The 10,945-nt window shown below is 69.0% G+C and carries 15 protein-coding genes; 6 read left to right on the top strand and 9 right to left on the bottom strand.

All coding sequences use genetic code 11. The features are described 5' to 3' along the window. Positions 1–1,642: ABC transporter permease (locus tag IBL26_RS20655; RefSeq protein ID WP_367615476.1), on the top strand; the 1,642-nt coding region annotated here is incomplete at its 5' end. Positions 1,643–1,711: 69 nt separating this feature from the next. On the opposite strand, the gene IBL26_RS20650 is transcribed toward IBL26_RS20655, so the two are convergent. Then, positions 1,712–1,972 (bottom strand): hypothetical protein, encoded by a 261-nt coding sequence (locus tag IBL26_RS20650; RefSeq protein WP_187786403.1) that lies wholly within the window; start codon positions 1,970–1,972, stop codon positions 1,712–1,714. 197 nt (positions 1,973–2,169) lie between these two features. On the opposite strand from IBL26_RS20650, the gene IBL26_RS20645 reads away from it, so the two are divergent. Then, positions 2,170–2,556, top strand: coding sequence for a DoxX family protein (locus tag IBL26_RS20645; RefSeq protein WP_187786402.1), 387 nt, complete (start codon positions 2,170–2,172; stop codon positions 2,554–2,556). Positions 2,557–2,654: 98 nt separating this feature from the next. On the opposite strand, the gene phoB is transcribed toward IBL26_RS20645, so the two are convergent. The 7 genes from phoB to IBL26_RS20610 form a co-directional block, all read right to left on the bottom strand. After that, positions 2,655–3,368, bottom strand: coding sequence for a phosphate regulon transcriptional regulator PhoB (phoB, locus tag IBL26_RS20640; RefSeq protein WP_187786401.1), 714 nt, complete (start codon positions 3,366–3,368; stop codon positions 2,655–2,657). Between the two features lie 11 nt (positions 3,369–3,379). After that, positions 3,380–4,099 (bottom strand): phosphate signaling complex protein PhoU, encoded by a 720-nt coding sequence (phoU, locus tag IBL26_RS20635; RefSeq protein WP_187786400.1) that lies wholly within the window; start codon positions 4,097–4,099, stop codon positions 3,380–3,382. A 17-nt stretch (positions 4,100–4,116) separates the two neighbouring features. Next, positions 4,117–4,941, bottom strand: coding sequence for a phosphate ABC transporter ATP-binding protein PstB (gene pstB / locus IBL26_RS20630; protein WP_241749640.1), 825 nt, complete (start codon positions 4,939–4,941; stop codon positions 4,117–4,119). Between the two features lie 8 nt (positions 4,942–4,949). Continuing rightward, the gene (gene pstA, locus IBL26_RS20625) at positions 4,950–5,825 is read right to left on the bottom strand and encodes a phosphate ABC transporter permease PstA (protein ID WP_187786399.1); all 876 of its coding nucleotides are present in this window, start codon (positions 5,823–5,825) and stop codon (positions 4,950–4,952) included. An 8-nt stretch (positions 5,826–5,833) separates the two neighbouring features. Further along, the gene (gene pstC, locus IBL26_RS20620) at positions 5,834–6,808 is read right to left on the bottom strand and encodes a phosphate ABC transporter permease subunit PstC (protein WP_187786398.1); all 975 of its coding nucleotides are present in this window, start codon (positions 6,806–6,808) and stop codon (positions 5,834–5,836) included. A gap of 90 nt (positions 6,809–6,898) precedes the next feature. Continuing rightward, complete coding sequence (gene pstS / locus IBL26_RS20615; protein WP_187786397.1) at positions 6,899–7,951, bottom strand: phosphate ABC transporter substrate-binding protein PstS; 1,053 nt, start codon at positions 7,949–7,951, stop codon at positions 6,899–6,901. 323 nt (positions 7,952–8,274) lie between these two features. Beyond that, positions 8,275–8,454, bottom strand: coding sequence for a hypothetical protein (locus IBL26_RS20610; protein ID WP_187786396.1), 180 nt, complete (start codon positions 8,452–8,454; stop codon positions 8,275–8,277). A gap of 19 nt (positions 8,455–8,473) precedes the next feature. Here IBL26_RS20610 and IBL26_RS20605 point away from each other — a divergent pair, with 19 nt between their 5' ends. Next, positions 8,474–9,199, top strand: a complete 726-nt coding sequence (locus IBL26_RS20605; protein ID WP_367615475.1) for a sigma-70 family RNA polymerase sigma factor — start codon at positions 8,474–8,476, stop codon at positions 9,197–9,199. Positions 9,200–9,219: 20 nt separating this feature from the next. Here IBL26_RS20605 and IBL26_RS20600 read toward each other — a convergent pair whose 3' ends face one another. After that, the gene (locus IBL26_RS20600) at positions 9,220–9,672 is read right to left on the bottom strand and encodes a PRC-barrel domain-containing protein (RefSeq protein WP_206684272.1); all 453 of its coding nucleotides are present in this window, start codon (positions 9,670–9,672) and stop codon (positions 9,220–9,222) included. 151 nt (positions 9,673–9,823) lie between these two features. Between IBL26_RS20600 and IBL26_RS20595 the strand changes: the two genes are divergently transcribed. From IBL26_RS20595 to IBL26_RS20585, 3 genes are all read left to right on the top strand, one after another. After that, positions 9,824–10,012: a hypothetical protein gene (locus tag IBL26_RS20595; protein WP_187786394.1), complete on the top strand. Its 189-nt coding sequence runs from the start codon at positions 9,824–9,826 to the stop codon at positions 10,010–10,012. Positions 10,013–10,222: 210 nt separating this feature from the next. Next, entirely contained in the window at positions 10,223–10,528 is a 306-nt protein-coding gene (locus IBL26_RS20590) for a con-10 family general stress protein (RefSeq protein ID WP_241749638.1), read from the top strand. Between the two features lie 58 nt (positions 10,529–10,586). Then, on the top strand, positions 10,587–10,826 hold the full coding sequence (locus IBL26_RS20585; protein ID WP_187786393.1) for a hypothetical protein: 240 nt from the start codon (positions 10,587–10,589) through the stop codon (positions 10,824–10,826). Positions 10,827–10,945 lie beyond the last annotated feature (119 nt).

The following is a 10,945-nucleotide window of genomic DNA, read 5'->3' as shown; positions in this document are numbered from 1 at the left end:
CCGCGCCCTGCCGCGTCCGCCCACGCTCGCTCTCTGGGCCATGGCCTGGCTGGCGCTGCTGGGCCTGGCCCCCACCGCGCGCCTGCTGGCCGAGGCCGCCGGCCCGGCCCTCGCCACCCTCGCCGCCGATGCCTCCGTCTGGCGCGCCGCATGGCGCAGCCTGCTGGTGGCCTCCGGCGCCGCGCTGCTGGCCACCGCCATCGGCGGCGTGCAAGCCAGCCTGCTGCTGTTGCGGGAAATGCCCTGGCGGCGCGGGCTGATCTTCCTCTGCATCCTGCCGCTGCTGGTGCCACCGCAGATCATGGCGCTCGCCTTCATCCAGGCCAGCGGCCCGTCCTCGCCGCTGCTGGTCTCGCTCGGCCTCGCCCCGCCGCTCGGCTCGCAGAACCCGTTCTACGGCCCGTTCGGGCTGATCCTGCTGCTGGGCATCCAGGGTGCGCCGCTGGTCTTCCTGGCCCTGGCCGCCCTGGTGCGCCGCCTGCCGGCCGAGGTCGTCGCTGCCGCGCGCGGCCTGGGCGCCACCCCGGCCCAGGCGCTGCGCATGGCGGTCTGGCCATTGCTGGCCCCGGGCCTGCTGGCCGGCGCCGGCCTCGCCTTCATCGCCGCGCTCGGCAATTTCGGCATTGCCGCCCTACTCGGCATCCCCGGCCGCTTCCCGCTGCTGACGGTACTGATCTGGCAGCGCCTTTCCGCCACCGGTCCCGCCGCGCTCTCCCAGGTCGCCGCGCTGTCCCTGCTGCTGGCCGCGCTCACCCTGCCCGGCCTGCTGGCCCAGGCCCTCGCCGCCCGCCGCGCCGGCTGGAAGTCCGGCCGGCCGTTCGAGCCGATCGTCCCCACCCGGCTGGACCGCCTGCTGGTGGCGCCACTGGCGCTGTACCTGCTGGCGGTGCTGGCCGTGCCGCTGGCCGCCCTGCTGACCTCCGCCCTGGTGCCGGCCATGGGCATGGCGCTGACGCCCGCCACCCTGACCCTGCGCCACTTCGCCGCCACCCTGGCCCCCGGCGCCCACACCCTGGCCGCCTTCGGCAACTCGCTGCTGCTCTCCACCGCCGCCGCCGCGCTGCTCGGCCTCGCGGCGCTGCCGGTGGCGCTGGCCATGCGCTACCGCGCCGTCCGCGCCACCGCCATGGCGACCGACCTGACCTACGCCCTGCCCGGTGCCTGCACCGCCGTCGCCGTCATCCTGCTGGTGCTCGGCCTGCCCGGCGGCGGCGCCGTCTACGGCACCCTGGCGCTGATCTTCTTCGCCTACCTGGCCCGCTTCCAGACCCTGGCACTGCGCCCCGTGGCCGCCGCCGCCGCGCGGCTGGACCCGGCGCTGGAGGAGGCCGCCCGCGGCATGGGCGCCGGCCTGCTACTGCGCCTGCGCGCCGTGCACCTGCCGCCCCTGGCCCCCGCCCTGGCGGCCGGCGCGCTGCTGGTCATGCTGCTGGCAGTCAACGAGGTCACGGTCAGCAGCCTGCTGCACGGCCCCGGTACGCAGACCCTGGGCGTCCTGGTCTTCAACCTGCAGGATGGCGGCCAGAGCCCGCAGGCCGCCGCCGTCTCCTGCCTTTCCCTGCTGCTGGTCGCGGCGCTGATGGGCGCCGCCAGCCTGCTCGGCCGCCGCCTGCCGCCCGGCACCCTGCCCTGGCGGCCCTGAAGCCACCCCGGTCAGGCTGACGCTGTCACCGGGCCGGGACGACGCTCCCAGCCCGCCGCCTCCCGCCCCTTACAGCCGGCGGGCGCGCTCCATCAGCCGGTCCAGCGCCGCGCAATCCTGATCCGTCGGCGTGGCGCTGGAGGTCGCCTCGCCGATCTCGGTCATGATCTTGCTCGCCTCGTCCGGCTTGCTCTGCATCTTGGGCATCAGCAGCTCGGAAATCATCGAGACTTTGGTCATCGCCTGCTCCAGGGAACAGGCCGCGAAGGCCGCCCCTGGGGCGGTGAGGCTCAGCAGGCCAGCGGCGGCAACAACAGCGGCAAAGCGCATGACGCAATCCTCTAAGGCCATGGCCGTGCGAGTCGCCCTATCGCCACCCGCCGCCAGGCCAGGCGTTCTGACGCCCGCGCCATGAAGGAAGCCTCAACGCACAGGGGCGCGCGGCCACCCCGCCAAAGCGCTGGCGAAGCCGGGGCGAAGCCATGCTAAGACGAACCGGCGAATCCGCCCCACCAAGGACCACGACCATGGCCAGCCCCCTTCCACCCAACACGGCGAACTATGCCCTGGCAGCCCTGCGCATCATCACCGCGCTGCTGTTCATCGCGCATGGCACGCAGAAGCTGTTCGGCTACCCCGCCCCGCCGCCCAGCGGCCTGCCCCCCGTGCTCAGCCTCTTCTGGATCGGCGCCATCCTGGAAGCCGTCGGCGGCCTGCTCATCCTGGTGGGCTTCTACTCGCGCGCCGTCGGCTTCGTCCTGGCGGGCGAGATGGCCGTCGCCTACTTCATGTTCCACGCCCCCCGCAGCTTCTTCCCGCTGCTCAACGGCGGCGACGCGGCGGTGCTGTTCTGCTTCGTCTTCCTCTACATCTCCGTCGTCGGTCCGGGCGCCTTCGCCATCAACCGGCGCTGAACCCCCCCGCGCTGAACCCAGGGCGCTGAACCCACGGCGCAGACACAGAAAAGGGGGCCGCGAGGCCCCCTTTTTTCATGCCCGCAGCCCAGCCGGCCTCAGTGCGGTTCCACATCCAGCGCGTAGCCGGCGCTGCGGACGGTGCGGATCACGTCCATCTCGCCATCCCCGTTCACCACCTTGCGCAGCCGGCGGATATGCACGTCCACCGTGCGCGGCTCCACATGGATGTCCCGCCCCCACACGCTGTCCAGCAGCTGCTCGCGGGAGAAGACGCGGCCCGGGTGCTGCAAGAAGAACTCCAGCAGCCGGTACTCGGTCGGCCCCAGATGCAGGGCGCGGGGCCCGCGCGTCACCCGGTGCGCGTCCTGGTCCATCGAGATGTCGCGCCACGCCAGCACGCCCTTGGTGCCGACGCCGACGGAACGCCGCAGCAACGCACGGATGCGCGCCATCAGCGCATCCATCACGAACGGCTTGGCGATGTAGTCGTCCGCGCCCGTGTCCAGCGCCCGCACCGCGTCCTGGTCCTCGGTCCGCGCCGTCACCATGATGATCGGCAGGTCCCGCGTCGGCGCCCGGCGGCGCAGCTGGCGGCACACCTCCAGGCCTGAAAGCGCCGGCAACATCCAGTCCAGCAGCACCAGGTCGGGCGGCGCCTCGGCCACGCGCATCAGCGCTTCCTGGCCATCCGTCGCTTCCTCGACCCGGAAGCCCTGCTTCTCCAGGTTGTAGCGCAGCAGCGTCAGCAGCGGCGCCTCGTCCTCCACCACCAGGATGGTGGGGCGCGTCCCGCCATTCGGCTCGGCCATCGGCATCGTCCTTAAACCGGCGGCCGCACGACGGCGTAGGCCGAGGTGTCGCCCTTCGGCCGCTCTTCCGGCAGCGTGCCGCCGCGCACGGCGTAGAACACCGTCTCGGCGATATTGGTCGCGTGGTCGCCGATGCGCTCGTAGTTCTTGGCCACGAACAGCAGGTGCGTCGCGGCGGTGATGTTGCGCGCGTCTTCCATCATGTGCGTCAGCAGCTCGCGGAAGATGCCGTTATAGACGTCGTCCACATTGGCATCGGCGGCCCAGACGCGCTCGGCCGCGGCGGCGTCCTGGTTCAGCAGGCTGTCGATCGCCTCCTTCAGGTTCTCCTGCACCAGCTTCGCCATCCACTGGAAGCCGGTCATGCTGCTGATCTGCGGCTGCTGGCTGATCACCACGGCCCGCTTGGCGCAGTTGCGCGCATAGTCGCCAATCCGCTCGATGGCGTTGGAGACCTTCATGGCGGCGATGATGAAGCGCAGGTCGCTCGCCATTGGCTGCCGCAGCGCCAGCAGGCGCACGCAGAAATTCTCGATGTCGCGTTCGAGCGCGTCGATCTCGCCATCGCGGCCGATCACCTCGCTCGCCAGCTCGGTATCGCGGCGCACCAGCGCATAGGCCGCGTCCGCCACCTGGCGTTCGGCCAGCCCGCCCATCCGCGCGATCATCTCGCGCAGCTTCTTCAGCTGCTCCTCGTAGGAGCGGACGATGTGTTCACCCTGTTCCGGCATTCCCGTCTATCCCTGGCTCAGCCGAACCGGCCGGTGATGTAGTCCTGCGTCCGCGGCTGCTTCGGCGCCGTGAACATCTCGTCGGCCGGCGACACCTCCACCAGCTCGCCCAGGTAGAAGAAGGCCACCTGGTCGGCGCAGCGCGCCGCCTGCTGCATGTTGTGCGTCACGATGGCGATGGTGAAGTCGCGCTTCAACTCGTCGATCAGCTCCTCGATCCGCAGCGTGCTGATCGGGTCCAGCGCCGAGGTCGGCTCGTCCAGCAGGATGACCTCCGGCCGCACCGCGATGGTGCGGGCGATGCACAGGCGCTGCTGCTGGCCGCCGGAAAGCCCCATGGCGGAGCTGTTCAGCCGGTCCTTCACCTCGCCCCAGATCGCGGCGCGGGTCAGCGCCCACTCCACCCGCTCGTCCATCTCGGACTTGGAGAGCTTCTCGTGCAGGCGGATGCCGAAGGCGATGTTCTCGTAGATCGTCATCGGGAACGGCGTCGGCTTCTGGAACACCATGCCGACCTTCGCCCGCAGGGAGTTCATGTCGACGTCGTCGTCCAGGATGTTCTTGCCATCCAGCAGCACCTGCCCCGTGGCGCGCTGGCCGGGATACAGGCTGTACATGCGGTTCAGCACACGCAGCAGCGTGGACTTGCCGCAGCCGGAGGGGCCGATCATGCCCGTCACCTGCCGGGCCGGCAGGTCGAAGTGGATCTTCTTCAGCGCCTGGCTCTCGCCATAGAAGAAGTCCAGCCCCCGCACCTGCAGCCGCGCCTCGTTCAGCGGCGCTGGCGCATGGTTCGGGGTGGCGGGCGGCAGGGTCTGGGGGCGGGTGGTCGCGCTTTCCATGATGTCTCTCACTTCCGCAGCAGGCTGCGCGCCGCGATGTTGAGCCCGAGCACGCCGAGCGTGATGATAAGAGCACCGGCCCAGGCCAGCGCGATCCAGTCCTGATAGGGCGAGCCCGCATAGGCGTAGATGGTCAGCGGCAGGCTGGCCATCGGCGCCGAGAGGCTGAGCGACCAGTTCAGGTTGCCAAGCGAGGTGAACAGCAGCGGCGCCGTCTCGCCGGCCACGCGGGCCACGGCGAGGAGGATGCCGGTCATGATGCCGCTGGCGGCGGCGCGCCAGCACACCAGGGTGATCATCTTCCACTTCGGCGCGCCCAGCCCGATCACCGCCTCGCGCAGCGTATCCGGCAACAGGCGCAGCATGTCCTCCGTCGTGCGGACGACGATGGGGATGACGATGATGGCCAGCGCCACGCAGCCCGCCCAGCCGGAGAAGCCGCCGAAGGGCACCACCAGCACCTGGTACACGAACAACCCGATCAGGATGGACGGCGCCGAGAGCAGGATGTCCGAGACGAAGCGCACCGAATGCGCCAGCGGCGAGGCCTTGGAATACTCGGCCAGGTAGGTGCCCACCAGCAGGCCGATCGGCGTGCCGATGACGGTGCCGATAAAGGTCTGGATGATGCTGCCGATGATCGGGTTCAGCAGCCCGCCATCGGAGCCGGGCGGCTTGGTCACGTCGGTGAACACCTTCAGCGACAGTGCCGAGAAGCCGTTCCAGAACAGCGTGCCCAGGATCGAGATCAGGAACAGCACGCCGATGATGGTGGCGGCGAAGCAGGCGGTGCGGACGATCATGTCCACCCGCCGCCGCCGCCGGCCCAGCGCCGCCGAGGCCTTCAGGTCCTTCGGGCGGCCAGGAATGGAGGAATGGCTCATGGCGGCGCTCACTTCTGCACCCGCTGGCGCAGCATGAAGCGCGAGAGGGAGAGCACGATGAAGGAGATGACGAACAGGATGAAGCCGAGCCCCAGCAGCGCCGAGAGCTTCAGGCTGCCCATCGTCGCCTCGCCGAATTCCAGCGCGACGACCGAGGCGATGGTGTTGCCCGGCCCGAACAGGCTGGCCGAGATGCGGTTGGCGTTGCCGATGACGAAGGTCACCGCCATCGTCTCGCCCAGCGCGCGCCCCAGCCCCAGCATGATGCCGCCGACGACGGAGACCCGCGTGTAGGGCAGCACCACGTTGCGGACGACTTCCCAGGTGGTGCAGCCCAGCCCGTAGGCGCTCTCCTTGAACACCGGCGGCACCGTGTTGAACACGTCGCGCATCACGGCGGCGATGAAGGGCAGCACCATGATGGCCAGGATGATCGCGGCGGTCAGGATGCCGGTGCCGAAGGGCGGGCCGGCGAACAGGTCGCCGATCACCGGGATCTCGCCGAAATTGTCGATGACGAAGGGCTGGAAGGTCTGCGCCATGAACGGCACGATCAGGAAGAAGCCCCACATGCCGTAGATGATGGAGGGCACCGCCGCCAGCAGCTCCACCGCCGTGCCCACCGGGCGGCGCAGCCACGCGGGCGCCAGCTCCGTCAGGTAGAAGGCAATGCCGAAGGCCACCGGCACGGCCATGATCAGCGCCAGGACGGCGGTGACGACGGTGCCGTAGATGGACACGCCGGCGCCGAACACTTCCTGCACCGGGTCCCAGTCCGTCCCGGTCACGAAGCCCGGGCCGAAGGTGCGGAAGGCATCCCAGCCGCCGATGAATAGCCCGGCGATGATGGCGCCCAGCAGCAGCAGCACGAAGATACCGGCGCCGCGACAGGCGGCGGCAAAGATCACATCGCCCAGCGAGCCGGACCGCCGCGCGGGGCGGGCGGAAGGGGCTGCGGCGTTCAGAGTGGCGGCCTGCGACAAGGGGGGAGCTCCAGGCGGTGGGGGCTTGCGCGACGGGCGGGGGCCTTCCGACCCCCGCCCGCGTCTCTTACCAGGATCCGTGCGGCCCGGTCAGTTCGCGGGCCACACCGGCTTGCCGTCCACCTGCACCTGCGCGGTCCAGGCGGCGCGGATCGCGTTCTCGACGCTCTCCGGCAGCGGGATGTAGTCCAGGCCGGTGGCGATGGCGTCGCCGTTCCGGTACGCCCAGTCGAAGAACCGCATCACGTTCTGCGCGCGCGTCGCATCGGACGGGTTGCGCGGCAGCAGGATGAAGGTCGGCGTCACGATCGGCCAGGAGGTCGCACCGTGGGTGTCGATCAGGTTGGCGGCGAAGTTCGGCGCGCTCCAGTCGGCATTGGCGGCGGCGGCCTGGAAGGCCTCGGTCGTCGGCGTCACGAAGTTGCCGGCCTTGTTGCGCAGCTGCGTGGTAACCAGGTTGTTGGCATGGGCATAGGCGTGCTCGACATAGCCGATGGCGCCGCGCACGTTGCGCACGGTACCGGCCACGCCCTCATTGCCGCGGGCGCCCGTACCGGCCGGCCAGCGGACGGAGGTGCCGACGCCGACCTTGCCCTGGAACTCCTGGGACACGGCGGAGAGGTAGGAGACCCACACGAAGGTCGTGCCCGAGCCATCGGCGCGGTACACCGGCGCGATCGCCACGTTCGGCAGCGTCAGCTCCCGGTTCAGCTCGACGATCTTGGGATCGTTCCACTTGGTGATCTGGCCGAGATAGATGGCCGAGAGCAGTTCGCCCGTCAGGCGCAGCCGGTTGTTCTCGACGCCCGGGATGTTCACGATGGCAACGACGCTGCCCATGCTGGCCGGGAACTGCAGCAGGTTCGCCTCGGTCAGCTGCTCCGCCGTCATCGGCGCGTCGGAGGCACCGAAATCGACCGTGCGGTTGCGGATCTGCGCCTGGCCGGCGCCCGAGCCGACGGACTGGTAGTTCAGCTGGATGCCGGTGGGCTGGCGGGCGGCTTCGCCCCACTTCTGGTACAGCGGGTTGGGGAAGCTGGCGCCGGCGCCCGTGATGGTGGCCTGCTGGGCGAAGGCGGACACCGTGACACCCACGGTCGCGACAAGGCCGGCGGCCAGGGCAAGGAGGCGATTGCTCACCATATCTCTCCGTTCATCTGCTGCGGTCCGGCCCCGTATCCGCGGATCATGCGGTGGGTACCGTCCCGGCTGGGCGCGTTCTAGGCGCCCGGAACGACCGTTCCATTGCACTTTTATGAAGCTTCGATGACAGCGCCGGACCGCCCCGCGGCCCGACAACCGGCCCGGGTCATCCGCCTGTCCCGGCCACCTCATCGGCCCGCCGGCCGGAGCCCCGCACGCCCGGAGTTTACCAGCCGCGCAACAGAAAGGGCGCCGGAAATCTCCGGCGCCCTGCCTGGTCGCACACTGGTGATACGGCCCCCCTGCCCGGGGTGCCGTATTCGCTAGGCCTTCTTGCCGTCCTCCGGTTCCTCCCAGCCCACCGTCTTGCTCGGGTTGCTGGTGGAGGGCGGGTCGCTGGCGGGGAAGGTGTCCTCCAGCGCTTTCTCGTGCTGCCTCTCGGTCTCCGCCTTGGACTTGGGAGCCTCCTTCACAGGCTGCTCGTCACGTTTATCGGCAGGCATTGCGGTACTCCCCTGGCTGATGGCCGCGCTTGTGGCGGGCCTCGTCCAATCAACAGATGGCGCCTGCCGCAAGTTGCATCCGCCCCGGCCTGGTTGCACCGCCAAGAAAAAGGCAACTTCCCGAGCCGTGACAGCGTTTGCAACCGCACAAGGCCACAAATCGCGTAAGGCAGAAGATAGGGCGAATATGACGTTGATCGAAGACGATCTCCTCGCCTGTCTGCCGGATTTGCGTGCCTATGCTCGGTCACTGACCAGAAATCGCCATGACGCCGACGATCTGGTCCAGGACACTGTCGTCCGTATCATGAGATCGGCCGATCGGTTCCAACCCGGCACCAACTTCAAGGCCTGGGCCTTCACCATCCTCCGCAACCGCTTCCTCAACGAATTCGTCGCCAAGCGGAAGCAGACGCGGGAGCTGGACGATTCCAGCCTGGAGCAGATCCCCACCTCCGCCAGGCAGGAAGAAGGCCTGGTGGTGGCCGACTTTCACCGGGTATTCCACATGTTGCCGGAGGACCACCGCTCGATCCTCTCCCTCGTCGCCGGCTCCGGCATGGCGTACGAGGACGTGGCCAAGGTGCTCGATTGCGCCGTCGGCACGGTCAAAAGCCGCGTCCACCGCGCCCGCCTCGCCCTCTACGCCCTGCTGGAGCAGGAGACCGCCAGCGATTCCGGCCGGCGGGAACGCTTCCACCGCACCCCCGCCGCCGAGGAACGCCGCAGGGCGGAGACGGATTAGCCCTCCGCCCGGCGCCTGCCTTACAGCCGGGAGACGCCGAAACGCGGCCCGTCGTAATAGCCCTGCACCTTCTCGCCCCAGTCGCGGTCGGAGAGGTCGACACTGTCGCCCGGCCGGTAGGACGGCGCGTCATGCACCTGCTGCTCGGTCAGGTTCACCACGTAGCCACCCAGCCCGACATCGTAATGCAGTTGCGCCCAGGGCAACGGGTAATGCTGGCTGCCGAAGCCCAGGATGCCGCCGAAGGACAGCACGGCGTACCGCACCACGCCGCTGACCTTGTCGATCATCAGCGTCTCGATCGTGCCCAGGCGGTGGCCGGCCCGGTCGTAAACGGCCGTCCCTTCCACCTTGTCGCAGGAAATCAGCGCCGGGGTCTCGTCGCGCTCCACCCGCTTATGCCCCTCCGGCTCCATGCCACCCAGGGTATCGACGGGACGCGGCTCTTCCTGCCTGAAGATCGGGTCGGACATTCTGTTTCACTCCCATCGGCAACATGCCTGTCGGAATAACCCGCCGCGTCAGCTTAAGTTCTCGTATCACCCGGCTGAAACCCCTCAACCTGAAACTCCGCCCTCGCAACGGCTTTCCTCTCGTGAACCACTGATCGAGGAGCGCCGCAGAATGTCCGACCCTTCCAACGGCCCCGGAACCCCGCCCAACACCCATCGCGAAGCGCCGATGCCCGACAAGCCGATGAGCCCCACCAAGGCCCGCCAGGGCGTCACGCTCGGCCACATGCGCTGGGTGCTGCTGATCTCGCTGATTCTCGTCGTCGTCGGCATGATTGTCGCCTTCACCGTGGTGATGTGAGGCTGCTCAAAGCCTTGGCAAAGCTTTCTACGATTTCGCTGCAACCCCCCAGCCCACGCCGCGTTCCAGCCTCACCCCATTTCGAGATTCGTTCCGATTTCATAAAAAGGACAGGAAACGAGCACGAGACGGGAACTTGGCAGTGAAGACCCGGTTGATCCCCTGTCTCCCCCGCTCCCGGCGGAACACAACGAACAGGAAGGAAATCAAATGACTACGACCCGCAGTGGTGGAGGGAAGCAAGGCTTCGCTTCGATGGACCAGGCAAAGCAGCGCGACATCGCCTCCAAGGGCGGGCAGAGCGTTCCGGCCGCCAAGCGCAGCTTCGCGCAGGACCCGGCCCTGGCCGCGGAAGCCGGCCGCAAGGGTGGCCAGAGTGTGCAGGCCGAATCCCGTTCCTTCTCTCGCAACCGCGAGCTCGCGGCGCAGGCCGGCCGCAAGGGTGGCCAGGCCACGCAGGGCAACCGCAGCCAGGCGGCCGCCAAGCGCACCAGTGCCGAAACGACCCAAGAGTAAGTAAGGGGCGGTGCGGCGATCCTGCCGCCCCGCCTGCGACGTGCAGAGGATGCTATCGATGTTGGCTGAGTTCTCCCGCCCTTCCGCCATCATGGTTGATGCGGAAAGCCCCTCCTACCAACTGAGGGCCGCGCTGGCGCTGCGTCTTGCCAGCCACCGCATGGCAGCGCGGGAGACAATGGTGCAACTCGCATCCAAGACCACCGGTTCCAAGACCACCGGCATCGCTCCGGCCGCCCAGGCGGTCGCCGCCCTGCCGCCCGCCGAGACGCTGATCCGCCAGAACCACACGCGCTGAGGCCACACAGCGCAGCCGCCTTCCCTTAGTGGGAAGGCACGGAAGGCTGGCAATCCTGGACCGCAGACCTGGGAGTTGCCCGCCGGCCTGAACGGCGATTGCTGAGCCACGACCAGCCC

Source organism: Teichococcus aerophilus, from assembly GCF_014490485.1.
Taxonomy (GTDB): domain Bacteria; phylum Pseudomonadota; class Alphaproteobacteria; order Acetobacterales; family Acetobacteraceae; genus Pseudoroseomonas; species Pseudoroseomonas aerophila.
The sequence above is the reverse complement of the archived record's forward strand: the minus strand, read 5'-3'. Positions and strand labels throughout refer to the sequence as shown.